Origin of the sequence: Streptomyces sp. NPDC002018, assembly GCF_042890865.1 — a bacterium.
GTDB lineage: Bacteria > Actinomycetota > Actinomycetes > Streptomycetales > Streptomycetaceae > Streptomyces.
In genome coordinates this window covers 220,645-246,838 of sequence record NZ_JBIASO010000001.1, presented here as the reverse complement: position 1 = coordinate 246,838, position 26,194 = coordinate 220,645, and the positions used below count along the sequence as shown (strand labels likewise).

The 26,194-nt window shown below is 70.5% G+C and carries 20 protein-coding genes; 4 read left to right on the top strand and 16 right to left on the bottom strand.

Features of this window, described 5'->3' with window-relative positions:
• From ACFYYH_RS01075 to ACFYYH_RS01000, 16 genes are all read right to left on the bottom strand, one after another.
• Complete coding sequence (locus tag ACFYYH_RS01075; RefSeq protein ID WP_388544162.1) at positions 1–849, bottom strand: TatD family hydrolase; 849 nt, start codon at positions 847–849, stop codon at positions 1–3.
• A complete protein-coding gene (locus tag ACFYYH_RS01070; protein WP_388544161.1) occupies positions 849–1,472 on the bottom strand; it encodes an EboA domain-containing protein in 624 nt (207 codons plus the stop codon). Before ACFYYH_RS01070 ends, ACFYYH_RS01075 begins: the two co-directional genes overlap by 1 nt.
• Complete coding sequence (locus ACFYYH_RS01065) at positions 1,469–2,311, bottom strand: sugar phosphate isomerase/epimerase family protein (protein WP_388544159.1); 843 nt, start codon at positions 2,309–2,311, stop codon at positions 1,469–1,471. The genes ACFYYH_RS01070 and ACFYYH_RS01065 overlap by 4 nt, the downstream gene beginning before the upstream one ends.
• Positions 2,308–3,369, bottom strand: coding sequence for an SCO3242 family prenyltransferase (locus ACFYYH_RS01060; protein ID WP_388544157.1), 1,062 nt, complete (start codon positions 3,367–3,369; stop codon positions 2,308–2,310). Before ACFYYH_RS01060 ends, ACFYYH_RS01065 begins: the two co-directional genes overlap by 4 nt.
• Positions 3,366–4,499 (bottom strand): inositol-3-phosphate synthase, encoded by a 1,134-nt coding sequence (locus tag ACFYYH_RS01055; RefSeq protein ID WP_388544154.1) that lies wholly within the window; start codon positions 4,497–4,499, stop codon positions 3,366–3,368. The genes ACFYYH_RS01060 and ACFYYH_RS01055 overlap by 4 nt, the downstream gene beginning before the upstream one ends.
• A gap of 107 nt (positions 4,500–4,606) precedes the next feature.
• Positions 4,607–8,305, bottom strand: coding sequence for a ThuA domain-containing protein (locus tag ACFYYH_RS01050; protein ID WP_388544151.1), 3,699 nt, complete (start codon positions 8,303–8,305; stop codon positions 4,607–4,609).
• Between the two features lie 484 nt (positions 8,306–8,789).
• Positions 8,790–9,794 (bottom strand): sugar phosphate isomerase/epimerase family protein, encoded by a 1,005-nt coding sequence (locus ACFYYH_RS01045; protein ID WP_388544149.1) that lies wholly within the window; start codon positions 9,792–9,794, stop codon positions 8,790–8,792.
• A 91-nt stretch (positions 9,795–9,885) separates the two neighbouring features.
• A complete protein-coding gene (locus tag ACFYYH_RS01040) occupies positions 9,886–11,121 on the bottom strand; it encodes a Gfo/Idh/MocA family protein (protein WP_388544147.1) in 1,236 nt (411 codons plus the stop codon).
• A 50-nt stretch (positions 11,122–11,171) separates the two neighbouring features.
• On the bottom strand, positions 11,172–12,209 hold the full coding sequence (locus tag ACFYYH_RS01035; protein ID WP_388544144.1) for a substrate-binding domain-containing protein: 1,038 nt from the start codon (positions 12,207–12,209) through the stop codon (positions 11,172–11,174).
• Positions 12,210–12,265: 56 nt separating this feature from the next.
• Positions 12,266–13,342, bottom strand: a complete 1,077-nt coding sequence (locus ACFYYH_RS01030) for an ABC transporter permease (protein WP_388544141.1) — start codon at positions 13,340–13,342, stop codon at positions 12,266–12,268.
• Entirely contained in the window at positions 13,339–14,874 is a 1,536-nt protein-coding gene (locus tag ACFYYH_RS01025; RefSeq protein WP_388544140.1) for a sugar ABC transporter ATP-binding protein, read from the bottom strand. The genes ACFYYH_RS01030 and ACFYYH_RS01025 overlap by 4 nt, the downstream gene beginning before the upstream one ends.
• 448 nt (positions 14,875–15,322) lie before the next feature.
• Positions 15,323–16,504: an ROK family protein gene (locus ACFYYH_RS01020; protein WP_388544139.1), complete on the bottom strand. Its 1,182-nt coding sequence runs from the start codon at positions 16,502–16,504 to the stop codon at positions 15,323–15,325.
• Positions 16,505–16,713: 209 nt separating this feature from the next.
• Positions 16,714–17,391 carry a GntR family transcriptional regulator gene (locus tag ACFYYH_RS01015; RefSeq protein WP_388544136.1) on the bottom strand — a complete coding sequence of 226 codons (678 nt, stop codon included), beginning with the start codon at positions 17,389–17,391 and terminating at the stop codon, positions 16,714–16,716.
• 94 nt (positions 17,392–17,485) lie between these two features.
• Positions 17,486–18,433 (bottom strand): beta-ketoacyl-ACP synthase III, encoded by a 948-nt coding sequence (locus ACFYYH_RS01010; protein WP_388544134.1) that lies wholly within the window; start codon positions 18,431–18,433, stop codon positions 17,486–17,488.
• Positions 18,434–18,547: 114 nt separating this feature from the next.
• Positions 18,548–18,712 (bottom strand): hypothetical protein, encoded by a 165-nt coding sequence (locus ACFYYH_RS01005; RefSeq protein ID WP_388544131.1) that lies wholly within the window; start codon positions 18,710–18,712, stop codon positions 18,548–18,550.
• The gene (locus ACFYYH_RS01000) at positions 18,675–20,033 is read right to left on the bottom strand and encodes an OFA family MFS transporter (RefSeq protein WP_388544129.1); all 1,359 of its coding nucleotides are present in this window, start codon (positions 20,031–20,033) and stop codon (positions 18,675–18,677) included. Before ACFYYH_RS01000 ends, ACFYYH_RS01005 begins: the two co-directional genes overlap by 38 nt.
• Before the next feature lie 197 nt (positions 20,034–20,230).
• On the opposite strand from ACFYYH_RS01000, the gene ACFYYH_RS00995 reads away from it, so the two are divergent.
• The 4 genes from ACFYYH_RS00995 (at position 20,231) to ACFYYH_RS00980 (ending at position 26,191) form a co-directional block, all read left to right on the top strand.
• Complete coding sequence (locus ACFYYH_RS00995) at positions 20,231–21,202, top strand: 2-dehydropantoate 2-reductase (protein WP_388544127.1); 972 nt, start codon at positions 20,231–20,233, stop codon at positions 21,200–21,202.
• 146 nt (positions 21,203–21,348) lie between these two features.
• A complete protein-coding gene (locus tag ACFYYH_RS00990) occupies positions 21,349–23,280 on the top strand; it encodes a molybdopterin oxidoreductase family protein (protein WP_388544124.1) in 1,932 nt (643 codons plus the stop codon).
• A 14-nt stretch (positions 23,281–23,294) separates the two neighbouring features.
• Positions 23,295–25,337, top strand: coding sequence for an NAD(P)H-dependent oxidoreductase subunit E (locus ACFYYH_RS00985; protein ID WP_388544122.1), 2,043 nt, complete (start codon positions 23,295–23,297; stop codon positions 25,335–25,337).
• Entirely contained in the window at positions 25,334–26,191 is an 858-nt protein-coding gene (locus tag ACFYYH_RS00980; protein WP_388544120.1) for a 2Fe-2S iron-sulfur cluster-binding protein, read from the top strand. Before ACFYYH_RS00985 ends, ACFYYH_RS00980 begins: the two co-directional genes overlap by 4 nt.
• Positions 26,192–26,194 lie beyond the last annotated feature (3 nt).

Here is a 26,194-nt window from a genome sequence, read left to right as displayed (position 1 = left end):
TCACTCCCCGCCGCGAAGGATGGAGTTGCCCTCGTGGAGGGCCTCCGGGGCGGGGACGTCGAGCTGGAGTCTCCCGCTGAGCCCGTAGAAGGCGACGGGGTTGCGCCACAGGACCTGGTCGACGTCGTCCTCGCCGAAACCGGCGGCGAGCATCGCGTCCGCGACCTTGCGGGTCTTGAGCGGGTCGCTCTTGCCCCAGTCCGCGGCCGAGTTGACCAGCACCTTCTCGGTGCCGTGGGACTTGAGGACGGCGACCATGCGGTCCTCGTCCATCTTGGTGTCGGGGTAGATGGAGAAGCCCAGCCAGCTTCCGCTCTCCGCCGCGTCCTTGACCGTCGTCTCGTTGAGGTGGTCGAGCAGCACCCACTCCGGGTCCAGGGCGGATTCGCGCACGACGTCGATGGTGCGGCGCAGCCCGGACAGCTTGTCGCGGTGGGGGGTGTGGACCAGCGCGGGCAGCCCGTGGTCGGCGGCGAGCTGGAGCTGCGCGGCGAGCGCGGTGTCCTCGGCCGGGGTCATGGAGTCGTAGCCGATCTCACCGACGGCGACCACCCCGTCCTTGACGAGATAGCGGGGCAGGGCGTCCAGGACGGGTGCGCAGCGCGGGTCGTTCGCCTCCTTGGGATTGAGGGCGAGCGTGCAGTGGTGCGCGATGCCGTACTGGGCGGCGCGGAACGGCTCCCAGCCGAGGAGAGAATCGAAGTAGTCGAAGAAGCTCACGGGTGAGGTACGGGGCTGGCCCAGCCAGAAGGACGGCTCGACCAGGGCGCGGACACCGGAGGCGTACATCGCCTGGTAGTCGTCCGTGGTGCGGGAGGTCATATGGATGTGGGGGTCGAAGATGCGCATCAGGACTCCTCGCCGGTCAGATTCAGCGCGTGGTGCAGGTCGGCGGGTACAGGACGGCCGGCGGCGGTGCGCTCGGCCGCGAAGTCGGCGAGCATCCGGGCCAGTTCGGCGTCTCCGTGGGCGCGGGTCCCCAGATCGTGGACGGCGGTGACGGGCACGCCGGTGAAGAGGCATTTGAGGATGGCGTGCCGCCAGGAGTGGGGGTCCAGATGGGCGGCGGCGTAGGGACCGACGGCGGCGGCGACCAGCCGGGTGTCATTGGTCCGCAGCGCGTCCTCGGTCAGGGGCAGCGCCTCGGGGCCCGTGACCCGCAGGGGCAGGGCGAGCAGCACGGCGCGGCGCTCGCCGGCGGTGCCCTGGTGGTAGAGCCGGGTGAGGGTGGCGAGGTCCGCGCGGGCCTCCTGGAGGAGCAGCACCCGTACGGAGTCGGCGTGTTCCTGGCCGCAGTGGCGTCCGGCGGCGGCGAACCGCAGCTCCCAGGGGGCGACGGCAACGTTGTCGCCCTCCGCCGGGTGCCCGGGGGCCGCGGCGGCCTCGGCGAGGGCCGTGTCGAGCCAGGACCGGGCGGTCCCGTCGAGCCGGGCGGCCAGTTCCTCGCGGGCCGGCGGCGGGTTCGCGGTCATGCTGCTCCCTTCGTACGGAGGAAGTCCAGGGAGGTACGGGCGAGTTCGGGGCCCGCGTGGGAGTGGCGGGGCAGTTCGACGACGGTGAGGCCCTCGTAACCGGTGGCGGCCAGCGCGGCGAGCACCGGCGGGAAGTCGATCTCGCCCTCACCGAACGGAAGATGCTCGTGGACCCCGCGCCGCATGTCCTCGATCTGCACATGGCGCAGCCAGGGCGCGGCCTCGCGGACGCAGTCGGCGGGCGGGGCGGGCTCCAGGCACTGGCAGTGGCCTATGTCGAGGGTGAGGCCGAGCGGATCCGGGTCGCCGAGCCGGTGTCTGAGCTGGTGGAAACCGGCGAGGTCCGGGACGAGATGGCCGGGCTCGGGCTCGACTGCGAGAGGGATGCCGGCGCTCTCGGCGGCGTCGACCACCGGGGCCATCGCCTCTTCGAGCCGCTTCCAGGCGGTGTCGGTGTCGGTGCCCGCCGGGGTCACCCCGCTGAAGCAGTGCACGGCGTGCGCGCCGAGGTCGGCGGCGACCTTCACGGCCGTCACCAGCAGCCCGGTGCGCGCGGCGCGGCCCTCGGGGGCCGGGTCGAGCAAGGTGGGGCCGTGCTTGCGGCGCGGGTCGAGGACATACCGTCCGCCGGTCTCGACGGTGACCCCGAGCCCCACCTCCCCCAGCCGCCGGGCGACGCGCTGGGTACGGGCGGCGAGGTCGGGGGCCATGGGGTCGAGATGCATGTGGTCGAGGGTCAGCCCGACCCCGTCGTAGCCGAGATCGGCGAGCAGCCCGAGCGCGTCGTCGAGCCGGAGATCGGTGAGCCCGTTGGTGCCGTATCCGAAACGCAGACTCATGTGGGGCTCACTTTCCGTGCGAAGGTCCGTGCCAGGGGTACGAGCCCCATGATTCCCAGCGCGGTCCCGGCGGCCCCGCCGCGTGCGGCGAGCGCCGCCTGGAGCGGGATCATCGCCCGGATCCCGCCCCCGACGGCGCGCTGGGTGAGAGGCGGGGAGGGATTGAGCGCGGCGTGCGCCAGGGGGCGGCCCGCGGTCCCGGCGTAGAGGGCGGCGAGGCCCCCGGCGGCCAGGGTCCCCGCGGAGGCCGGGGTCCCCCGGCGCCACCGCCCGGTCAGCGCCCCCAGCGTGGCGGTGCTCAGCAGCGCGGCGAGCGGCGGGACGGTGGATCCGCCCTGCGCCTCACCCCGGGAGACGACGGTCACGGCGACGGTGTGCGCCCCGAGCACGGCCGCGGCCGGCAGTGCCTTGCGTACATCGGACCCGGCCGGTCCCGCGGTACGAGACGTACGGGACGGCCACGCGCGCCCGCCGTCCCGCGCGCCGGACGGCTGAACAGATGTACGGGGCATCCATCGGCGCATGCCTGTGCCCGTGCCGGACGACAGCCCGCGGCCGGGGACGGGGAGGGTGCCCCGCGCGCCCGCCGTTCCCGTCGCCGTCGCGCCCAGGAGCAGATCCAGGGAGCGGGCCGCGCCCATGGCCAGCGGACCCGCCGGGGTGTGCTTGAGATGGAGGTCGTACGACCAGACCGCACCGGCCAGGGCGGTGCCGACCGCCAGTGACGGCCGCCCGGCCCGGGAGGCGAGGGCCAGACCGGCCGCCGTCAGCGCGGCGGCGGCCGTCAGGGCCGCCGCGGGACTGATGCGGCCCGAGGGAATGGGGCGGTGCGGGCGGTCCACCGCGTCCTCCTCGCGGTCCGCCCAGTCGTTGAGGGCCATGCCCGCCTCGTACAGACACAACGACGCGCCCACCGCCAGCGCCGTGCCCCGGTTCGGGCGCACGCCGAGGGCCGAGGCGCCGGCCAGGGCGTCGCCCGGGACCGTGAACAGGGCCGAGACCCGCAGCAGTTCCGCCCAGGCCCGCAGGGTCGTCCGTCCGGATCCCGTCGGGCTCACCGGCTCTCCTTCAGCCGGTCGGCGAACAGCAGCAGCGCCTCGAACTGCTCGGCGAGCGCGGCCGGTCCGCCGTCCGGGTCCTTGAAGTAGAAGCCCAGCTCGGGCAGGGGCCCGCTCAGCCCGGCCTCGTGCGCGCGCGCCACCAGCCGTGCCAGATCGAGCACCAGGGGCGCCGCGAGCGCCGAGTCGCAGCCCTGCCAGATGGTCTGGAGGATCATCCGCGAGCCGAGGAAGCCGTCGAAGGCGATGTGGTCCCAGGCCGTCTTCCAGTCGCCCAGGGCCGGCACGTCGTCGATGTGCACCTCGCCCTCGGGCGCCGTGCCCAGCGTGTCGGCGAGTACGCGCTCCTTGCCCGCGTTCTTGGCCGCCGCCGCGGCCGGGTCGGCCAGCGCCGCTCCGTCCCCGCCGCCCAGCAGATTCGTGCCCGACCAGGCCCGTACGGTCAGGGCACGCTGCATGAACATCGGGGCGAGCACGGAACGGAGCAGCGTCTGGCCTGTCTTGCCGTCGCGGCCGGCGTGGGGAAGTCCGCCGGCCTCGGCGGCCGCTGTCAGGGCCTCGGTACGCAGCCCGGTGGACGGCGTGAAGTTGACGTACGAGCAGCCGGCCCGGACCGCCGCCGCCGCGTACAGCGAGCTGGCGGGCAGCCGTGGATCGCCCGGCTCCGGGGTGGGTTCGGTGGAGGAGACATTGACGACGACCGTGCGCGCCACGCCCGTACGGCGTGCGAAGTCCGTGATGTCGTCGGCGAAGGCGGCGATGAGTTCCTCGTCGCTCCTGGTGTCCCCCGGCTGGGGACCGCCGGTCCTGATCTCCTGGTCGGCGGCGGTCAGTTCGGCGTGGATGGCGGAGGGCAGACCGTGCGGCAGCACGCCCGCCACGGTCAGCGCCTCGGCCCGCTTGGGCAGCGGGCAGCTCGCCGTGTCGTGTCCGCCGAAGACGAGCGAGGAGAGGGCGGGGAGGCCCGTCCCCGCGAACGGCGCGGTCTCGGTGACCATGCCCGTCGCGGGATGGAGCCCGGCGGTGACCGCCGCGCATCCCGCGACAGCCGTCGTGGCGACGGAGCCGCGCGCTCCGACGAACCAGACTCCGGTGCGTACTGCAGTCGATTCCGTACCGCTCGTCGTCACGGGCTGCCTCCCTGCCGATGGTGTGGTGGTGGTTGGTGGACGGCGGGCGGGGGGTACGGCGCCTCCCCGCCCGCCGCCGGCCGGCGGACCGTCCGTCCTAGGAGTCCCTAGGCGGCCGGCAGTTCCTTGAGCTGGATGTTGCGGAAGGACGCCTGGTCGTCGGCGCCGTGGTTCTGGAGACCGATGTAGCCGTCCTTGAGGCTGCGCTCGGGGTCCTTGTTGGTGAAGTCGTTGATCTTCGCGCCGTTGAGGAAGATCTGCAGACGCTCACCCTGGACCTTGATCTCGTAGCTGTTCCACTGCCCCGGCGGGCGCAGAACCCGGTCCCTGGCCTTGAGTTCGGCCGACTTGAAGCCGTAGACGGAGCCGGTGGTGCGGTCCGGGGCGTCGGTGGCGTCGATCTGCACCTCGTATCCCTTGTCCACCGCGGACCAGGGGTCGTCGGAGGCGGGGAAGCCCACGAACACACCGGAGTTGTCGTCCCCGTCCAGCTTCCAGTCCAGCTTCAGGGAGTAGGACTTCAGCTCCCTGGCCTGGTACCAGAGCAGACCCATGCCGCCCTCGGAGCGGAGTTCACCGTTCACGACGTTGAACTTGCCCGGTCCCGCCTGCTTCCAGCCCTCCGCGGTCTTTCCGTTGAAGAGGTCCCGGTAGCCGGTCTGCGGCGTGCAGTCCGCGTTCACCTGGCCGGACGCGTACCGCAGTCCGCCGAGGAGGTGCTTGCGGAAGGCGTCGTCCGCGTAGGACTCCTTGGTGTGGCCGCCTCCGGTGTAGAAGGCACGGCCGCCCTCGTAGGTCTGGCACCAGGCGATCGGGTGATCGCCCTTCATGCTGCCGCCCTGGTAGGTGGTCTCGTCCAGGGTGGCGAGCACACGTGCCTGCTCGCGCGGGTTGGTGCGGTAGTTGTACCACTCGTCGGTGCGCTGCCACTCGTCGCCGAGATGCGCGGTCGACGGGTGGTCGTGGTCCTCGACCCGGACGGTGGCCGGCTGGATCTGCGGGTGAGAGGTGAAGTAGGCCCCCACCAGACCGCCGTAGAAGGCCCAGTCGTACTCGGTGTCCGCCGCGGCGTGCACCCCCATGTAGCCGCCGCCGGTCGCGACATAGTTCTCGAACGCCCTCTGCTGGTCGGCGTTGAGGACATCACCCGTGGTGGAGAGGAACACCACCGCGTCGTACCGGGCCAGGTTGTTGGTGGTGAACTGCGCGCCCGTCTCGGTGGCGTCGACCTTGATCCCGGTGGTCGCGCCCAGCTCCTTCAGCGCGGCGACACCCTCGGGGATCGAGTCATGACGGAACCCCGCGGTCCTGGAGAAGACCAGGACGCGCTTCTCGGTCTTGCCGGCCACGGCCGTCGAGATCTCGAAGTCGTCCAGGTCGAAGAGGGCACCCCCGCCGACAGCGCCCTTGAAGACCAGGAACAGCTCGGTGGTCTTCTTCGGTACGGAGCGCAGCGGTACGTCGATGTCCTGGAAGGTCTCCCAGCCACCGGTGACCGGAACCGGCGAGGAGCCCAGCAGCTCGCCGGTGGCGGAGCCCGTGCGTACTTCGAGGAAGCCGCCGGCGCCGCCGGAGGAGATCCGCGCGGTCAGGGTCTTGGACCCCGTCAGGTTGTACGGCGTGAAGGAGATCCAGTCGCCGTCGTCGATGTCACCGACGGTCTTGCCGCCGTTGGCCGGTGCCTTGTCGTAGGTCCTGATGCCGGAGGAGGCGCTGAAGTGCTCGGCCTGCCGGTGGCGCGGCTGGAGCTGCGACTGGTCGTGGCTGGTGATCGGGGCCTGGCCGCCGCCTCCGCCGTCGGTGTACTCGGCGTCGATGACACCGAAGATATTGGCGTTGGGGTCGTGCTCGGTGTCCGCGGGCGCGGTGATGACACCCTCACAGCCGTTGACCGAGGTGATCGGGTGGCCGTGGCTGTCATGGCCCAGGATGTAGCGGACGATGACCTTGGAGCAGTCGATCGGGCCGTTGTCCCGGTCCTCCCGGTCCTTGACCTTCACCTTGAACGGGATGGTGTCACCGAAGTTGAAGAGGTGACCCTCGTCGGGCAGGTCGAGTTCCACCTCGGGCGCGGTGTTGCCGACGACGATCCGCACGGAGGCGGTGGCGGTGCGCTCCGTCGGGTCGGTGACGGTGAGCCTGGCGCTGTAGGTGCCGTTCTTCTTGTACGTGTAGGTGGGGTTGGCCTCGGTGGAGGTGCCGCCGTCGCCGAAGTCCCACGCGTAGGTGAGGGTGTCGTCGCCGTCGGGGTCCGTGGTGCCCGCGGAGGAGAAGACCGCCTTCAGCGGGGCCTTGCCGGACGTCTTGTCGACGCTGGCCTCGGCGATGGGCGACTTGCCGTCGGTGGCGTTCTCGATCCGGTAGAGGGCCGAGTGCTCGTCACCGCCGAACCAGGACAGCCCGTAGTCGAGTACGTAGAGCGCGCCGTCGGGGCCGAACTCCATGTCCATGACCTGGGTGCCGGTCCACGGGAAGGGGTTGATCGACTGGACGGTGCCGTCCTCGCCCTGCTCGATCCGCTTGATCCACTGGCGGCCGAACTCACCGGCGAAGAAGTCTCCGTCGTACTCCTCGGGGAACTTCACCGGGGAGTCCAGATCGGCGTCGTAGCGGTAGACGGGACCACCGGTCGGGGACTCGGAGCCGGAGCCGAGCTCCGGCACGCTGCCGCCGTCGTACGGGATCCACGCGGCCTGGGCCGGCGGCAGGTCCGTCAGTCCGGTGTTGTGGGGCGAGTTGTTCTTCGGGGCCGCGCAGTCGAAGGCGGCGCCGGAGGTCTGGTTCGCGAAGTTGTAGTCGATGTACGCGTCGTTGTCACCCGTGCAGTACGGCCAGCCGAAGTTGCCGGCCTCGGTGACCCGGGCGAACTCCACCTGACCGGCCGGGCCGCGGGTCGGGGACGCGGCGCCGGCGTCGGGGCCGTAGTCACCCACGTAGACGATGCCGGTCTGCTGGTCCACGGAGATGCGGAACGGGTTGCGGAACCCCATCGCGTAGATCTCGGGCCGGGTCTTCTCGGTGCCGGGGGCGAAGAGGTTGCCCTCCGGGATGGTGTACGAGCCGTCCTCGGCCACCTTGATACGGAGGACCTTGCCGCGCAGGTCGTTGGTGTTGCCGGAGCTGCGCTGGGCGTCGAAGGCCGGGTTGCGGTCGGGCCGCTCGTCGATCGGCGTGTAGCCGTCGGACGCGAAGGGGTTGGTGTCGTCACCGGTCGACAGATAGAGATTGCCGTCCGCGTCGAAGGCGATGTCGCCGCCGACATGGCAGCAGGTGCCGCGGGAGGTGGCGACGTCGAGGACCTTCTTCTCGCTCGCCTTGTCGAGGGTGCCGTCCTCGTTCAGCGTGAAGCGCGAGAGGCGGTTGTACCCGTCGAAGGGGGCGAAGTCGGCGGCCGTGCCGTTCTCGGGCGCGTCTCCGGCGGGGGTGTCGAGCTTGGGCGCGTAGAAGAGATAGATCGCGCGGTTCTCGGCGAAGTCGGGGTCGACCCCGACGCCCTGGAGACCTTCCTCGTCATGGTTGTACACGTCCAGCGTGCCGGCGACGGTGGTGTCGCCGCCGGTGTCGGTGATCCGGAGCGTGCCGTCGCGCGAGGTGTGCAGCACCTGCCGGTCCGGCAGGACGGCGAGCGACATCGGCTCGCCCACCTCGTCGGCGCCCTTCGCGAGGGTCACCTGCTGAAAGCTTTCCTCCGCGACCGGGTGATCCGGGTGCGCGGCGGCGGGTACGGCGCTGATGCTCGAACCTGCGAGCACGGCGCCCGTCAGGAGTGCGAGGAGGGTTCTGGCTCTGGGGCGTTTTCTGTGCACGAAAGTCCTCCACAATGGGCTGTTCGTACGTGCGGGTTGCCAATGGAGCGCGGAAGGGGATGCGCTCGCCTCTCGGGGGCGGTGCTCGTCCGGCACCGGATCCCTGGGGGAGGTGGCTGTGTCACCGGCGTGCGCCGTCACATCGGTGACCACCTATGTCCTGTACATCTCAGTGGACCGTAGCTGTGTTCGTCCGGGACCGAAAGACCTTGCGCAGAGGAGAAGTTGTACTTCTTCCTGCCCCAGGACAAAGCGGGTCGGCTTTGACCGGGCCCGGTTCGCCGCCGGGGTGCTCACTCGCCCCGGCGGCCGTGGGCAGGCGAACGTTCCGCGTCCCCGGCGGACGGGGTGAACCGTCCGGGGGGGCGCGGCGTGTTCTCCGCCCCGTGCCGCCGGACGGGCTGAGGTCAGCCCGTCCGGCGGCCGAGGACGGACGGCGAGCCGGGCGGCCCGGCCGTGCCGTGTGCCGGGGCGCGTCCGGGTCCTACTCGCCGCCGCCGAAAGCAGCGTCGAAGGAGGCCGTCGGCGCGTCGAAGTCGAAGCGCTTCAGATCCCTGAGCGCCTCGGGGGCGCCGGCCAGCCTGTCCATACCGGCGTCCTCCCACTCGACCGAGATGGGGCCCTCGTAGCCGATCGACCGCAGCATCCGGAAGACATCCTCCCAGGGGACGTCGCCGTGGCCCGCCGAGACGAAGTCCCAGCCGCGCCGCGGGTCGCCCCAGGGCAGATGTGAGCCGAGCCGGCCGTTGCGGCCGTCGAGGCGCTTGCGCGCCTCCTTGCAGTCGACGTGGTAGATCCGGTCCCGGAAGTCGTAGAGGAAGTTGACCGGGTCCAGGTCCTGCCAGACGAAGTGGCTCGGGTCGAAGTTGAGCCCGAACGCCGGACGGTTGCCGACCGCCTCCAGCGCGCGCTTGGTGGTCCAGTAGTCGTACGCGATCTCGCTCGGATGGACCTCGTGGGCGAAGCGCACGCCCTCCGCGTCGAAGACGTCGAGGATCGGGTTCCACCGCTCCGCGAAGTCCTCGTAGCCCCGGTCGATCATGCCGGGCGGCACGGGCGGGAACATCGCGACGAGGTGCCAGATGGAGGAGCCGGTGAAGCCGATGACCGTGTCCACCCCGAAGGCCGCGGCGGCCCTGGCGGTGTCCTTGATCTCGGCCGCGGCGCGCTGCCTGACCCCCTCGGGCTCCCCGTCGCCCCAGATCCGGGCCGGCAGGATGCCCTGATGGCGCTCGTCGATGGGGCTGTCGCAGACGGCCTGGCCGACGAGATGGTTGGAGATCGCCCAGCACTTCAGCCCGTACTTGTCGAGCAACTGGTGGCGGCTGTCCAGATACCCGGGGTCGGAGAGCGCCTTGTCGACCTCGAAGTGGTCGCCCCAGCAGGCGAGTTCCAGACCGTCGTAACCGAAGTCACGGGCGTGCCTGCACACCTCCTCCAGGGGCAGATCGGCCCACTGGCCGGTGAACAGCGTGAACGGGCGTGGCATTCGGACCTCCTTCTCTAGGTGCTGTGCCTTCGCTGATGCGGTGCCGTCGCGCGCCGCGGCGGCACCGGTACTGCCGCGTCTTCCGTGCCCGCTACGCGGACCGCTGACCGCTCTCCGACGGCTGCGCCACCGGCGTGTACACGGCGTTCTTCGCCGCGCTGTCCTCCACCGCCGCGAGCACCCGCTGCACCTGGAGCCCGTCCGCGAAGGACGGCACCGGATCGGTCCCGGCGGCGACCGCCTCGACCAGATCACGGGCCTGGTGGACAAAGGTGTGCTCGTAGCCGAGCGCGTGGCCCGGCGGCCACCACGCCTCCAGATAGGGATGCTCCGGCTCCGTGACCAGGATCCGGCGGAAGCCGGACGAGGGCGCGGGCTCGGTGTGGTCGTGGAACGACAGCTCGTTGAGCCGCTCCAGATCGAAGGCGAGCGAGCCGCGCTCACCGTTGATCTCCAGATGCAGCGCGTTCTTGCGTCCCGCCGCCATCCGGCTGGCCTCGAAGGAGGCCAGCGCGCCCGAGGCCAGCCGGCCCGTGAAGACCGCGGCGTCGTCCACGGTCACCGGGCCGAGATCGCCGCCGCCGGACGCGGAGAGCCCCGTCGACACCCCGTTGAGCAGCGGCCGTTCCCTGACGAACGTCTCCGTGAGCGCGGACACCCCGACCAGCGGTTCCCCCGTCAGGAACTGCGCGAGGTCGATGATGTGCGCCCCCAGGTCCCCGAGCGCGCCCGAACCCGCCTGCTCGCGCCTGAGCCGCCAGGTGAGCGGGAACTCCGGATCGACCAGCCAGTCCTGGAGATAGGTGACCCGGACATGGCGCAGCGTGCCGAGCCTGCCCTCCTGGATCAGCTTCCTGGCGTACGAGACGGCGGGCACACGGCGGTAGTTGAAGCCCACCATGGCGAGCTGACCGCGTGCCTTCGCCGCCTCCGCGGCCCTGACCATGGCCTCCGCCTCGGCCACCGAGTTGGCGAGGGGCTTCTCGCACAACACGTGCTTGCCCGCCTCCAGCGCGGCGATGGCGATCTCCGCATGGCTGTCCCCGGGTGTGCAGACATCGACCACCTGCACATCGTCGCGCTCGATGAGCTGCCGCCAGTCGGTCTCCGCAGCGGCCCAGCCGTGTTTCGCGGCCGCGGCGCGCACCGCGCCCTCGTCACGTCCGCAGATCGCGGCGAGCACGGGCCGCATCGGCAGATCGAAGACGTGTCCCGCGGTACGCCACCCCTGTGAGTGGGCGGCGCCCATGAACGCGTATCCGACCATGCCGACACCGAGTGTCGGTGGCGCACCGGCCTCTTTCTCCGACGCTTCCCTGGGGGTCATACGGAGTACTCCTCGTCTCTCGCTGGTGGGGGCGGCCGCTAACGGGCCGGTCAGCTGAAGCCCTGAGGCAGGTAGTCGTCGATGTTCGTCTTGTCGACGACCGCCGAGAACAGCGTGACCTGTGCGGGGATCTCCAGCCCGGACAACCCGCTGACGCCCTTGTTCTGACCCAGCGCGCGGGCCAGGTCGATGGCGGACGCCGCCATGATCGGCGGATAGAGCACGGTCGCCTTGAGCACGCTGTCGTCGGCCTTGATGGCGTCCATGGCGGCCTTGGCACCGGCGCCGCCGACCATCAGGAAGCCGTCGCGGCCCGCCTGCTGGATGGCGCGCAGCGCGCCCACGCCCTGGTCGTCGTCGTGGTTCCAGATCGCGTCGAAGCTGGACTGCGCCTGGAGGAGCTGGGCCATCTTGGCCTGGCCCGACTCGACGGTGAAGTCGGCCGCCTGGCGGGCGACCTTCTTGATGTTGGGGTAGTTCTTCAGGGCGTCGTCGAAGCCCTGCGTGCGCTGGCGGGTCAGCTCCAGGCTGTCGGGGCCCGACAGCTCGATGACCGTGGCGTTCGGCTTGTCCTTGAGCTTCTCGCCGATGTAGTTGCCGGCGTTGAGGCCCATGCCGTAGTTGTCACCGCCGACCCAGCAGCGGTACGCCTGCGGGGACGCGAAGATGCGGTCCAGGTTGATGACCGGGATACCGGCGCGCATGGCCTTCAGCCCGACCTGGGTGAGCGCCTTGCCGTCGGCCGGCAGGATCACCAGGACGTCGACCTTCTTGTTGATCAGCGTCTCGACCTGGCCGATCTGGGCGGCGGTGTCGTTGGAGCCCTCGGTGATGTCCAGCGTCACCTCCGAGTACTTCGCGGCCTGCGCCTTGGCGTTCTCGTTGATCGCGTTGAGCCAGCCGTGGTCGGCCTGGGGTCCCGCGAAGCCGATGGTGACGGGCGTGCCGGGCTTGTCGTCGGCGGCGGGCTGCGTGTTGGCCGCCGGCTCCTTCTCGGCCGGCTCGTTGCTGGTGCAGGCGGTGAGGAAGGCACCCGCGGAGATGGCGGCGGTGCCGAAGAGCAGTCCTCTGCGGCTGGTTTCTGGCATGGCGGTTCAACCCTTCAAGGTAGGGCGGTACAGGAAGGCGGGTGCGAGGTCGGAGGTCAGGCCTCGCCGTTGCGCACGGTGCGGCGCTGGACCAGTACGGCGGCGACGATGATGGCGCCCTTCGCGATCTGCTGGACATCGCTCTGGAGGTTGTTGAGCGCGAAGATATTGGTGATCGTGGTGAAGACCAGAACACCGAGGACGGAGCCGACGATGGTGCCGCGGCCGCCGCTGAGCAGGGTGCCGCCGATGATCGCCGCGGCGATGGCGTCCAGCTCGTACAGGTTTCCGTTGGTGTTCTGTCCCGAGCCCGCCAGGATGATCAGCAGGAAGGCCGCGATACCGCAGCAGAGCCCGGAGAGCAGATAGAGATAGAGCCGCTGGCGGCGGACATCGATACCGGCGAGCCTGGCGGCCTCCGCGTTGCCTCCGACGGCGACGGTGCGCCGGCCGAAGGTCGTGCGGTTGAGCACCAGCCAGCCGATGACCGTGACGGCCGCGAAGACCAGCACGAGCGGCGGGATCCCCAGGATGTACGAGTCGGGGATGCCGAGGTCGAGCACCGAGTCGACGGTGACGATCTGGGTCTTGCCGTCGGTGATCTGGAGGGCCAGGCCCCGGGCGGAGGCGAGCATCGCGAGGGTCGCGATGAACGGCACCATCCTGCCGTACGCGATCAGCACTCCGTTCACCAGTCCGCAGCCCAGACCGACGATCACGGCGGTGAAGAGGATGCCGGCGAAGCCGTACGCCTGGGTGGCCAGTGTCGTCGCCCAGACCGAGGCCAGCGCCACGATCGCGCCCACCGACAGATCGATGCCGCCGCTGGTGATCACAAAGGTCATGCCGACCGTGACCACACCGATGACCGAGGCCTGGGTGAGGACGAGCTGGAGGTTGTTGGTGTCCAGGAACTGATCGGGCTTGGTGATACCGCCGACGATGATCAGCGCGGCGAGCACCCCGAGCAGGGAGAGGTTGCGGACGTCGAGGCGGAACCCGAGGGTACGCCAGCCGCCCTTCTCCTCCGTGGACTTGGCCAAGGAGGCGGATGTGGCGTTCGTGGCGGGTGTGGGCGGCTCGGGCACGGCGTCGGGCCCGCCCTGCTGCGCCTCGGAGGCAGGCTGTTTCATGGCGTCGGGCTCCCTTCCATCACAAGGTCGAGTACACGGTGCTCGTCGAGCTCCTGGGCGGGCGACCGGTGGACGACCCGGCCCTCACGGAGCACCAGCACCCGGTCGGCGAGGCCCAGTACTTCGGGTACCTCGCTGGAGACGAGCAGTACGGCGAGGCCTTCGTCGGCCAGCCGGCGGATCACGGCGTACAGCTCGGCGCGGGCGCCGACATCGACACCGCGCGTGGGTTCGTCGAGCAGCAGGACCCGGCAGCCGCGCAGCAGCCAGCGGGCGAGGACGGCCTTCTGCTGATTGCCGCCGGAGAGGGTACGGATCGGGGCGTCCGGGCTGTCGGGGCGCAGGGAGAGTTCCCTGGTGGCGGCCCTGGCCCGGGTGCGTTCCGCCGAGCGGTCGAGCCAGCCCATCCGCGCGAACCGGGAGAGCGAGGAGACCGACACATTGCGGGTGACCGATTCAAGCATCAGCAGGGCCTGGGCCTTGCGCTCCTCGGGTGCCAGGCCGAGTCCCGCGCGGACGGCGGCGGGCACGCTGCCGGGCCGCAGCGGGGTGCCGTCGACGAGGACACGGCCCGTGGTGGGCTTGCGCGCCCCGTAGACGGTCTCCAGGATCTCGGAGCGTCCCGAGCCGACGAGCCCCGCCAGTCCGACGATCTCGCCGGGCCGCAGTTCGAAGTCGACGGGCTCGAACTCCCCTTCCCTGGAGAGGCCTTCGACGCGGAGCACGGGTTCGGCCGACGCGGCGGCGGCCGACGGGACGGGCCGCTCGGGGAAGACGTACTCGACATTGCGGCCGGTCATCAGGGCGACGACCTCGCGGGTCGGGGTCTCCTTCGCCGGCAGGGCGACGGCCACGGTGCGGCCGTCCTTGATGACGGTGACCCGGTCGCCGATGCGCCGGATCTCCTCCAGCCGGTGCGAGATGTAGATGACGGCCACACCGTCGGCGGTCAGCGTGGAGACGACCCGGAAGAGGTTGTCGACCTCGTCGGGGTCGAGGGCCGCGGACGGCTCGTCCATCACGATCAGCCGTACGTCGTGGGAGAGGGCCCGAGCCATGGACACGATCTGCTGCTGGGCCGCGGAGAGCGAGCCGACGGGCCGGTGCGCCTGGATCTCGGGGTGGCCGAGCCGCTTGAGCAGCGCCGTCGCCGCGCTCCTCGCCTCCCGGCCCTTGACCACGAAGCCGGCGGTGGTCGGTTCATGGCCGAGGAAGATGTTCTCGGCCACCGACAGGCCCTCCACCAGGTCGAGTTCCTGGTAGATGGTCGCGACGCCGAGCCGCATGGCGGCGATGGGCGACTTGAGCGTGACCTCTTCGCCCTGCCAGGTGATCACTCCGCCGTCCGGCTGGTGGGCCCCGGCGAGGACCTTGATGAGGGTGGACTTGCCGGCGCCGTTCTGGCCCAGCAGGCAGTGGACCTCGCCCGCCTGGACCTCCAGGTCCACACCGTCGAGCGCGCGGACACCGGGAAAGATCTTGGTGATGCCGGACATGGTGAGCAGAGGGCTCTCTGGTGGTGCTGGTGCCATGGCGTATCCCCTCGGCGGATGCGGCCCGCCCCGCGGGCAGGGCAGAACAGAGGCAGGGCTGTACAAGGGCAGGGCGGAACCAGGTGCGGCGGAGCTGGGTGAGGCCGTACGGGTACGGCGAAGCCGGTCGTACGGTGTGCCGGTGCGGGCGGCTCGTGCTGACGCTGTGTCGGGTGGTGTGCGGCTCGTGCGGGTGCCGGGCCCCTGGGACACGGGAGCGCGGCGACATCGGGTACGGCTCGTGCCTGTGATGCGGGTGGTGCGGTGGTACCGGTGGTGCGGGTGGTGCGGCTCGTACGGGGAGGCCCCCGGCGGTGCTGTTCGTGCGGCTCTTACGGGTGGTACCGGTGGTGCGGCTCTTACAGGTGGTGCGGCTCGTACGGGCGGTGCCTGGTGTGCGGTGGTGCCTGGTGTGCGGTGCGTGGTGTGCGGTGGTGCGCTGCCGGCCTCAGGCCGGCGAGAACAGATGGTCGCTGATGAGCCGGGCCGCGCCGGTCACTCCGGCGGCCGGGCCCAACTCCCCCAGGACGATGGGGAGATTGCCGGTGGCCAGCGGCAGGGACTGGCGGTAGACCTGGGTGCGGACGCTGGCGAGCAGGGTGTGGCCGAGGCCGGTCACCCCGCCGCCGATCACCACCAGGGCGGGGTTGAAGAAGCTGACGAGGCCCGCGATGACCTGGCCGACGCGGTTGCCTCCCTCGCGTATCAGGTCCAGCGCGGTGGGATCCCCCGCGGCGGCAGCGGCGGCGACATCCACGGCGGTGAGCCGGCCCGATCTCTCCAGCCGGCCGGCCAGCTCGGGCGAACGCCCGGTGCGTGCCGCGTCCTCGGCGTCGCGGGCGAGCGCGGCACCGCCGAAGTAGGCCTCCAGACAGCCCTTGTTGCCGCAGGCACAGGCACGGCCGTCCGGCACGACCTGGATATGGCCGATGTCACCGGCGCTGCCGGTCGTACCGCGGTAGACGTCACCGCCGACGACGATGCCGCAGCCGATACCGGTGCCGATCTTGATGCAGAGGAAGTCTCCCGCGGAGCGCGCGACGCCCGCGTGCTGCTCCCCCATCGCCATCAGATTCACATCGTTGTCGACCATGACCGGGCAGCCCAGCTCCTGGCTGAGGGCCTCCCGTACGGGGAAGCCGTCCCAGCCGGGCATGATCGGCGGCGCGACCGGGACGCCCTCGGGGAAGCGGACGGGACCGGGGACCCCGATCCCCGCGCCGTCGAACTCCTCGGCGAGTCCGCTGACCTTGAGCTTGGCCGCCATGGCGAGCACCTGCTCGAAGACGGCGACGGGTCCCTCGCGGACGTCCATGGGGTGGTTGAGATGCCCCAGCACCTCCAGCTCCGCGTTGGTCACGGCCACATCTATGGAGGTGGCGCCTATGTCGACACCGAGGAAGCGCAGGGCGGGCGCGAGCCGGATGTTGTGGGAGCGCCGGCCACCGCGGGAGGCGGCGAGTCCGTCTGCGACGACCAGTCCGGTCTCCAGCAGCCGGTCCACCTCGACGGCGAGCTTGGAGCGCGAGAGATCGACCTGATCGCCGAGCTGCGCGCGGGAGTTGGGCCCACCGTCGCGCAACAGCCTGAGCAGTCGCGCCTGATGGGCGTTCGCGGGTCGTGCCGTCATACGTCTCACGCGCCCCTCCCCGCCTTCTCGGCCATGTTTGTCGGGCTTTCGAGGGGAACGTAGCAGCGCTTGCCCTCAGTGGGAAGAAGTTGCGCGGGAATCAGTCCCAACTTTCTCCACACCGAGGACAAAGCTGTTTTCGGGCATGCCTTTTGAGGCCCCTCGGGGCCTTGTGTCCCGCTTCTGCCGGTCGTCCGGATTCGGGCCGGTCAGGTCTGCGTACGGTGGTGGTACGTGTTGCGGGTGTGCTCCGTGTGGCCCTTCATGACCTCGACGGCCCGCCGCTCGTCACGCCCCGCGATCGCGGCGATCAGCTCCCGGTGCTCGATCCAGGACTGCTTGCCGCGCTGCCTGGCGACCGGGGTGTAGTACCAGCGCACCCGGCGGTCCACCTGCGCGGCCAGCTCGGCGAGGACCACATTGCCCGCCAGCTCCATGACCTTGGCGTGGAAGGCCGCGTTGGTGGCGACCGTCAGATCCACGTCGTCGTCCGCGACGGACTGTTCACCCCGGTCGCAGAGCGCCTCCAGGGCGGCGATCCCGGCCGAGCCGGAGTTGGCGGCGGCCAGCCGGGCCGCCTCCGCCTCCAGGAGCGTGCGGACCGAGAGGAGCTGGTCCGCCTCCTCCTCGGTCGGCTCGTGGACGAAGGCGCCCTGGGCCGGACGCAGATCGACCCAGCCCTCCGTGTTCAGCCGCTGGAGCGCCTCGCGCACCGGCTGCCGGGAGACTCCGAGATGGCCCGCTAGCTCACTCTCGACGAGATGCTGGCCGGGCCGGAGTGCCCTGGTCGTGATCAGTTCGAGCAGGGCTTCGTACACACGCTCGCGCAGCGGGCCGGGCCGCTCGAGCTTGGGTACGGCTCCCTGTGCCAATTTCGCGGACAACATCGCGGGTCCCCCTCATGGCCGGCGGTGTCAAGACGGTAATGACGTGACTTCAAGACATTGGCTATCGTCTACAGTCTACCGAGAACGGCCGGGGTTATGGGCACCGGATGACCTGACCCGCGTAGGAGAGGTTGCCCCCGAAGCCGAAGAGCAGTACAGGGGCACCGGATTCGATCTCGCCACGGGCCACCAGTTTGGACAGGGCCATGGGGATCGACGCGGCGGACGTATTGCCCGATTCCACGACATCGCGGGCGATCACCGCGTTGACGGCGCCGATCTTCTGGGCGACCGGCTCGATGATCCGCAGATTGGCCTGGTGGAGCACGACCGCGGCCAGCTCCTCGGGGGTGACCCCCGCCCGTTCGCAGACCTTGCGCGCGATCGGGGGCAACTGGGTGGTGGCCCAGCGGTAGACCGACTGCCCCTCCTGGGCGAACCGGGGCGGGGTGCCCTCGATCCGTACGGCATGGCCCATCTCCGGCACCGAGCCCCAGAGCACCGGGCCGATCTCCGGCTCCTCGGCGGAACCGGTCGCCACGACCACCGCCGCGCCCGCGCCGTCCCCCACCAGCACACAGGTGGAACGATCCGTCCAGTCCGCGACGGCGGCCATCTTGTCGGCGCCGATGACCAGCACCCGGGACGCGGAGCCCGCCCGTACGGCGTGGTCGGCCGTGGCGAGGGCATGGGTGAATCCCGCGCACACCACATTGAGGTCCATCACCGCGGGCGAGCCCATGGAGAGCCGGGCGGCGACCCGGGCCGCGGTGTTCGGCGAGCGGTCGATCGCGGTGGACGTGGCGACCAGGACGAGATCGACGTCCGCCGGGACGAGGCCGGCCGCGGCGAGCGCCTTGGCTCCCGCGTGCGCGGCCAGCTCGTCCACCGGCTCGTCGGGACCCGCCACATGGCGGGTCCTGATTCCGACCCGGCTGCTGATCCACTCGTCACTGGTGTCGACCATCGCCGCCAGGTCGTGATTGGTGAGCACCTTGGCGGGCTGATAGTGCCCGAGCGCGGCGATACGAGTGCCGGTCATGCCCGGGACCCCCTCTGTTGTCGACGTCAGGAGTGCTCCAGTCTCCTCAGCGACTCACCGGTAAGGGGGCAGGTGAACCAACAGGAATCGTCGGCGCCGCTTGGAGACTCCCGATCATCCGGTGAAGAGCTGCTTGGCCTTGAGAACCAGCTCGTACACACCGTACGCGAGAGGGAGGCCCACCCAAAGCCAGGCGAAGACGATCAAACCGCTCCGCCGGGGCGCCCCGGCCGGCCCGCTCTCAGGCGTGGTGCTGCTGTTGGACGGTGGGACGGTCATCTGCTGCCTCCTTCGGGACGGGGACATGGTGGCGGGGGTGGACGGGCCTGACGAGTTCATTGGCGACGAAGCCGATGACCAGCAGGCCGATCATGATGGTGAAGGAGAGTCCGTACAGTCCGGAACCGCTCCTGCCGGCCTCCTCCTGGCTGTCCGCGACCCGGTTGACGATGAGCGGGCCGAGCACGCCGGCGGTGGACCAGGCGGTGAGCAGCCGGCCGTGGATCGCGCCGACCTGATAGGTGCCGAAGAGGTCCTTGAGATAGGCGGGGATGGTGGCGAAACCGCCTCCGTAGAAGGAGAGGATCACCAGCGCGCAGATCACGAACAGCGGCTTGGAGGAGTCGCCGAACCGCGCGATCAGCAGATACATCACGGCGCCGACGCCGAGATAGACACGGTAGACGTTCTTGCGGCCGATCAGGTCCGAGGCCGACGACCAGCCGATGCGCCCGGCCATGTTGGCGGCGGAGAGCAGGGCCACGAATCCGGCCGCGGCGGAGACGGAGACCGGGGTGTCCGTCTCCGTGAAGAAGTCGGTGATCATCGGGGCGGCCTTCTCCAGGATCCCGATGCCCGCGGTGACGTTCATGCACAGCACAACCCACAGACACCAGAACTGCGGGGTGCGCACGGCGGAGCGCGCCGACACCTGCGCGGTGGATATCAGCGTGTCGGCGGGGCGCGCCGGGGCAGGCGCCTTCCCCGGCCGGCTGTCCGGCCGGGGCACCCGGACCAGCAGCACACCGAGCGTCATGAACACCGCGTACACCAGGCCGTGCACCAGGAAGGCGAGCGCGATGCCGCCGGAGTCCGTGCCGAAGGACTCCAGCATCTGGGCGGACCAGGGCGAGGCGATGAGCGCGCCGCCGCCGAAGCCCATGATCGCGATGCCCGTGGCCATGCCGGGCCGGTCGGGGAACCACTTGATCAGGGTGGAGACCGGTGAGATGTAGCCGATGCCGAGACCGATGCCGCCGACGAAGCCGTAGCCGAAAACAATCAGCCAGTACTGCTCGGTGGCCGCGCCGAGCGCGGCGAGCAGGAAACCGGAGGAGAAGCAGCAGAGCGCGACGGTCATGGCCCAGCGGGGCCCGTTGCGCTCCACGAGGGTGCCGCCGAAGGCGGCCGAGAGGCCGAGCATCACGATGCCGAGCTGGAAGGGCAGTGCGCTCGCGGTGCCGGAGAGACCGAGCGCGGATTCGAGCGGGGGCTTGAACACGCTCCAGGCATAGGCCTGGCCGATCGACAGGTGCACCGACAGCGCGGCGGGGGGCACCAGCCAGCGGCTCCAGCCGACCGGTGCGAGTGGTGGGGTCATTTCCCGAACTCTAGAAACCGAATGCCCAGGTTGGGAAGGTCCGAGGGAGATCTGCAACCGAGTTTGCCGACTGCATACCGAACAGGAGCCTTGTCGCCCAGAACTCCATACTGTAGACAATATATCGCCCATCGGAGTACGAGCAACAGAGTGTGACCCTTCCCTCGGTCCCCCTCAAACCGAACGGAGAGCCCCACATGAAAGTCGCAGTTGTCGGCGCCGGAGCGATCGGCGCCTATGTCGGAGCCGCCCTCGACCGAGCGGGCGCCGACGTTCATCTCATCGCCCGCGGGCCGCATCTGGCGGCCATGAGAGAGCACGGAGTCCGCGTGCTCAGCCCCCGCGGCGATTTCACCGCGCGGGTGCACGCCACCGACCGGCCCGAGGACATCGGCCCGGTCGACTATGTGTTCCTCGGCCTGAAGGCGAATTCCTACGCGGCGTGCGGGCCGCTGGTGTCGCCTCTGTTCAAGGAGAGCACCGCGGTGATCGCCGCCCAGAACGGCATCCCCTGGTGGTATTTCCACGGCCACGGCGGCCCGTACGACGGCCGGCGCGTGGAGAGCGTGGATCCGCTCGGCTCGGTCAGTTCCGTACTGCCGCCCGAGCGCGCGATCGGCTGCGTGGTCTACGCCGCGACGGAACTGGAGGGACCGGGCGTCGTCCGGCATCTCGAAGGAACCCGGTTCTCCATCGGCGAGCCGGACCGCTCCGTCTCAGGAAGGTGTCTGGAATTCAGCGAGGCGATGCGGACGGGCGGTCTCAAATGCCCCGTCGAGTCCGAGTTGCGCCATGACATCTGGATCAAGCTGCTCGGCAATATCTCCTTCAATCCGATCAGCGCCCTCACCCGGGCGACCATGCGGGAGATGTGTCTGCACGGCAGTACCCGCCAGGTGATCGAACACATGATGGCCGAGACTCTGGCGGTCGCGGGGGCACTCGGCTGCCGCCCGGACATCTCGATCGAGAAGCGGCTGGCCGGCGCCGAACGCGTCGGGGACCACCGCACATCCACCCTCCAGGACCTGGAGAAGGGCAAGCCACTGGAGCTGGACGTGCTGCTCTCGGCCGTGGTGGAGCTCGCGGACATCACCGGCGTGCCGGTGCCGACGCTCCGCACGGTCGAGGCGATCTCGGACCTGCTCGCCCGCGGCGCGGCGGCCTGACCGCCGCCCGCATTACCTGATCCCCGTTCGCGATAGGCGGGTACGCGTCAATTCCCCTACCGGGGGGTTCCCACGCGTACCCGCCTACTGAATACTGTATGCAATGGGCGCGGCCAGTTGGCCCTCACTCATGAGGAGAGCGCGGCGTGAAGAAACGAGACCGAACACCGAAGACGTATGCCCGTATCACCTATCCGATGGTCCGGGACGAAAAGGGCGGCCCGCTCCGCAGGGCGAGCTGGGACGAGGCGCTGGACCGGGCCGCGGCGGGCCTGGGCGCCGCGCGCGGAGCGTTCGGGATGTTCTCGTGCGCACGCGCGACCAACGAAATGAACTATGTGGCGCAGAAGTTCGCGCGTGTGGTCATGGGCACCAACAACGTGGACTCCTGCAACAGGACTTGCCACGCGCCCAGTGTGGCCGGTCTCTCTGCGGTCTTCGGGTCCGGCGGCGGCACCTCCTCGTACGGCGAGGTCGACCACACCGATCTGATCGTGATGTGGGGCTCCAACGCCCGCTTCGCACACCCCATCTTCTTCCAGCATGTGCTGCGAGGTATCCGGAACGGCGCGCGTATGTATGCCGTCGACCCCCGCCGTACTTCCACCGCCGAATGGGCCGAGAGCTGGCTCGGTCTCAATGTCGGTACGGACATCCCCCTGGCGCACGCGGTCGGCCGCGAGATCATTCACGCGGGACTGCACAACACGTCCTTCATCGAGCGGGCCACCACCGGCTTCGAGGAGTACGCCGCCGAGGTCGAGCCCTGGACCCTCTCGGTGGCCGAGAAGGTGACGGGCGTACCGGCCCAGGCCATCCGCGATCTGGCCCATGCCTACGCCCGCGCCGAACGGGCCCAGCTCTGCTGGACGCTGGGCATCACCGAGCACCACAACGGCACCGACAACGTCCGGGCGCTGATCAATCTCGCGCTCCTCACCGGGCACGTCGGACGGTACGGCTCCGGTGTGCAGCCGCTGCGCGGCCAGAACAATGTGCAGGGCGGCGGCGACATGGGCGCCATCCCCAACCGGCTGCCCGGGTTCCAGGACATCCTGGAGCCGGACACACGGCGCAAGTTCGAGACCGCCTGGGACACCGTCATCCAGCCCCGGTACGGGATGACGCTGACGGAGATGTTCGAGGCGATGGAGACCGGCGAGCTCAAGGCCGTCTACTGCATCGGCGAGAACCCCGCGCAGTCCGAGGCGGACAGCGAGCAGGCGGTGGAGCGCATGCGGCGGCTCGACTGTCTGGTGGTCCAGGACATCTTCCTCACCAGGACCGCCGAACTCGCCGATGTGGTACTGCCCGCCACGGCCGCCTGGGCCGAGACGGAGGGCACCACCACCAACAGCGAACGCCGGGTGCAGCGCGTACGCAAGGCCGTCGAGCCGCCCGGCGAGGCGCGCGAGGACATCGACATCATCTGCGATCTGGCGGGACGGCTCGGCCACCCCTGGAAGTACGCGGACGCGGAGTCGGTCTGGACCGAGTTGCGGTCGGTATCCCCCGACCACTACGGGATGACCTACGAGCGGCTGGAGGAGCACCAGGGCATCCAGTGGCCCTGCCCCGACACGGAGCGGCTCGAACCCACCTATCTGCACGGCCGGCTGTGGGAGGCGGATCCCGCCAGGCGCGGCAGGCTCGCGCCCTTCGGCCTCGTCAAGCACGACCCCCCGGTCGATCTGACGGATGATCTGTTCCCGATCAGGCTCACCACGGGCCGGCGGCTCGACTCGTACAACACCGGTGTGCAGAGCGGGAGTTTCGCCTCCCCGATGCGGCGCGGCGAGTATGTGGAGCTGTGCCCGGAGGACGCCGCGCGGTACGGGGTGACGGTCGGCGAGGAGGTGCGGATCAGCTCGCGGCGCGGCACCGTCCAGGCGCCGGTCTGGATCGATCCGGGGCTGCGGCCCGGCCTGGCCTTCATGACCATGCACTTCCCGGACGAGGTGGACACCAACCAGCTCACCATCGAGGCCAACTGCCCGATCGCCGGTACCGCCGAGTTCAAGGCGTCGGCCATCCGTATCGAGAAGCTGTCCGTGACGACCGCGTCCGTATCGGCGTGAGGAGCTGATCATCAGTGGATCTGCACTTCGGTGACAGCAAGCCGACCGACGAGGAACGGGCGGCGGTCGACGCGCTGCTCGGGCCCCCGACGTCGGCCTGGGAAGGCGCGGACGACCGTACGGACACGGATCTGCGCTGGGCACGGGGCGGCCGTGAGGCGCGCGAGCGCCGGGACCTGCTGTTGCCGGGGCTGCACGCGGTCAACGACCGGATCGGCTGGATCAGCGAGGGCGCGCTGGACTACCTCTGCCGGCGGCTCACCGTGCCGCCGGCCGAGGCGTACGGCGTCGCCACGTTCTACGCGATGTTCGCGGTCAAGCCGCGCCCCGCGAAGGTGCTGCACGTCTGCACCGACGTGGCCTGCGCGGCCCATGGCTCCACGGCGCTGTGCGCCGCGCTGGAGGAGCGCCTCGGCGCGGCCGGCTCCGCCGCGGGCGGGGTCGTCTGGCAGCCGAGCCCCTGTCTCGGCCTCTGTGAACGGGCCCCGGCCGCACTGGTCATCCAGGCCGGCGCCCCGTCCGAGGCCACCACGACCATCCTGAACGCCGGCTCCGCGCGGGACGGCGCGGAGCCGGCACCCCCCTCCGCCGGTGCCCGGCCCGCCTGGCCGGCCGGGGCCGACCCGGCCGGGCCGGGATACCGCGCCGGCTCCACCGCGACGGTGGACGGGCGCCGGCCCGACGGCGCGGACCCGGCACCGCGGGAGCCGGCGGACCGGCGGTACGCCACGGCCGTCATCGCGCCCGCGACCGCCGAGGCGCTCGTCCTCGCGGCGGCCGAGCCCGGGGCGGCGCCCGCCGAACCGGCCGCCGCCATGGCCGTACCGCAGGCCGGACAGCCCGGACTGACCCTGCTCGGACGGGTCGGGGTGGTCGATCCGTACAGCCTCGACGACTACCGCGCGCACGGCGGCTACACGGCGCTGCGGCGGGCCTTCGCACTCGGGCCCGCCGGGGTCATCCGGGAGGTGACGGACGCGGGGCTGGTGGGCCGGGGCGGCGCCGCCTTCCCCACCGGGCGCAAGTGGCAGGCCACCGCCTCCCAGCCCGCCCACCCGCACTATCTGGTCTGCAACGCCGACGAGTCCGAGCCCGGCACCTTCAAGGACCGGGTGGTCATGGAGGGCGATCCGTACTCCCTGATCGAGGCGATGACCGTCGCCGGGTACGCCGTCGGCGCGCGGCGCGGCTTCCTCTATCTGCGCGGCGAGTACCCGCGCGCCCTGCGTCTGCTCCAGCACGCGATCGACCAGGCGCGCGCCCGCGGACTGCTCGGGGACGACGTCCTCGGCCAGGGGTACGCGTTCGACATCGAGATCCGGCGCGGCGCCGGCGCGTACATCTGCGGTGAGGAGACCGCGCTGTTCAACTCGATCGAGGGCTACCGGGGCGAGCCGCGCTCCAAGCCCCCGTTCCCGGTGGAGAAGGGCCTGTTCGGCAAGCCCACCGCCGAGAACAACGTCGAGACCCTGATCAATGTGCTGCCCATCCTGACCGGGGGCGCGCAGGCCTACGCGGCGATCGGTACCGGCCAGTCAACCGGCCCCAAGCTCTTCTGTGTCTCGGGCAATGTGGAGCGGCCCGGCATCTACGAGCTGCCGTTCGGCGCCACGCTCGGCGAACTGCTCGACCTGGCGGGCCCCTCGCCCACCATGCGGGCGATCCTGCTGGGCGGCGCCGCGGGCGGATTCGTACGCCCCGACGAGCTGGACATCCCGCTCACCTTCGAGGGCACCCGGGCCGCCGGGACCACCCTGGGATCCGGGGTGGTGCTGGTGCTGGACGACACGGTCGAACTGCCCCGGATCCTGCTCCGTATCGCCGAGTTCTTCCGTGACGAGTCCTGCGGCCAGTGCGTCCCCTGCCGGGTCGGCACGGTCCGCCAGGAGGAGGCGCTGCACCGGATCGTGGACCGCACCGGCGCCGCCGCGGCCGACGACATCGCGCTGCTGCGCGAGGTCGGACAGGCCATGAAGGACGCCTCCATCTGCGGTCTGGGACAGACCGCGTGGAGTGCCATCGAGTCCGCCATCGACCGTCTGGGGGCCTACAAGTGACCGCGATTCCGCTTCAGCTTCCGCGCCGTCTCATCGAGTTCACTCTCGACGGCCAGGAGACCCGGGTGCCGGAAGGCTCCACGATCCTCGACGCCTGCCGGGCGGCGGGCAAGGACATCCCGACGCTCTGCGAGGGCGACACCCTGGCCCCGAAGAACGCCTGCCGGGTGTGTGTCGTCGAGGTCGAGGGCGCGCGCGTGCTCGCCCCGGCGTGCTCACGCAAGGCCGAGGCCGGGATGACGGTCAGCACGGACAGCGCGCGGGCCCGGCACAGCCGCAAGGTCGTCCTGGAACTCCTCGCCTCCTCGACGGACCTCTCGACCACCCCGAGGGCCGCCGAATGGATCAAGGAGTACGACGCCAAGCCGGCCCGCTTCGGTCCGGACGCGGCCCGGCTCAACGAGGAACCGAAGATCGACAACGATCTCTACGTCCGTGACTACGACAAGTGCATCCAGTGCTATAAGTGTGTGGACGCGTGCGGCGAACAGTGGCAGAACTCCTTCGCGATCTCGGTGGCGGGCCGCGGCTTCGACGCCCGTATCTCCACCGAGCACGACACTCCGCTCACCGATTCCGCGTGTGTCTACTGCGGCAACTGCATCGAGGTGTGTCCGACCGGGGCGCTCAGCTTCAAGTCGGAGTTCGACATGCGGGAAGCCGGTACCTGGGACGAGTCGGCACAGACGGAGACCACCACGATCTGCGCGTACTGCGGCGTCGGCTGCAACCTGACACTGCATGTGCAGGAGAATGAGATCGTGAAGGTCACCTCTCCGCACGACAACCCCGTGACACACGGGAATCTCTGTATCAAGGGCCGCTTCGGCTTCCAGCACGTACAGCAGCGCTGAACG

Bases quoted from the DNA above. Each gene is read 5' to 3' on its own strand.
- ACFYYH_RS01025 (WP_388544140.1), bottom strand. From the start codon at position 14,874: ATGGCACCAGCACCACCAGAGAGCCCTCTGCTCACCATGTCCGGCATC.
- ACFYYH_RS01040 (WP_388544147.1), bottom strand. From the start codon at position 11,121: ATGACCCCCAGGGAAGCGTCGGAGAAAGAGGCCGGTGCGCCACCGACA.
- ACFYYH_RS01065 (WP_388544159.1), bottom strand. From the start codon at position 2,311: ATGAGTCTGCGTTTCGGATACGGCACCAACGGGCTCACCGATCTCCGG.
- ACFYYH_RS01070 (WP_388544161.1), bottom strand. From the start codon at position 1,472: ATGACCGCGAACCCGCCGCCGGCCCGCGAGGAACTGGCCGCCCGGCTC.
- ACFYYH_RS01035 (WP_388544144.1), bottom strand. From the start codon at position 12,209: ATGCCAGAAACCAGCCGCAGAGGACTGCTCTTCGGCACCGCCGCCATC.
- ACFYYH_RS01030 (WP_388544141.1), bottom strand. From the start codon at position 13,342: ATGAAACAGCCTGCCTCCGAGGCGCAGCAGGGCGGGCCCGACGCCGTG.
- ACFYYH_RS01045 (WP_388544149.1), bottom strand. From the start codon at position 9,794: ATGCCACGCCCGTTCACGCTGTTCACCGGCCAGTGGGCCGATCTGCCC.
- ACFYYH_RS01010 (WP_388544134.1), bottom strand. From the start codon at position 18,433: ATGACCGGCACTCGTATCGCCGCGCTCGGGCACTATCAGCCCGCCAAG.
- ACFYYH_RS00995 (WP_388544127.1), top strand. From the start codon at position 20,231: ATGAAAGTCGCAGTTGTCGGCGCCGGAGCGATCGGCGCCTATGTCGGA.
- ACFYYH_RS01000 (WP_388544129.1), bottom strand. From the start codon at position 20,033: ATGACCCCACCACTCGCACCGGTCGGCTGGAGCCGCTGGCTGGTGCCC.
- ACFYYH_RS01005 (WP_388544131.1), bottom strand. From the start codon at position 18,712: ATGACCGTCCCACCGTCCAACAGCAGCACCACGCCTGAGAGCGGGCCG.
- ACFYYH_RS01015 (WP_388544136.1), bottom strand. From the start codon at position 17,391: ATGTTGTCCGCGAAATTGGCACAGGGAGCCGTACCCAAGCTCGAGCGG.
- ACFYYH_RS01075 (WP_388544162.1), bottom strand. From the start codon at position 849: ATGCGCATCTTCGACCCCCACATCCATATGACCTCCCGCACCACGGAC.
- ACFYYH_RS01020 (WP_388544139.1), bottom strand. From the start codon at position 16,504: ATGACGGCACGACCCGCGAACGCCCATCAGGCGCGACTGCTCAGGCTG.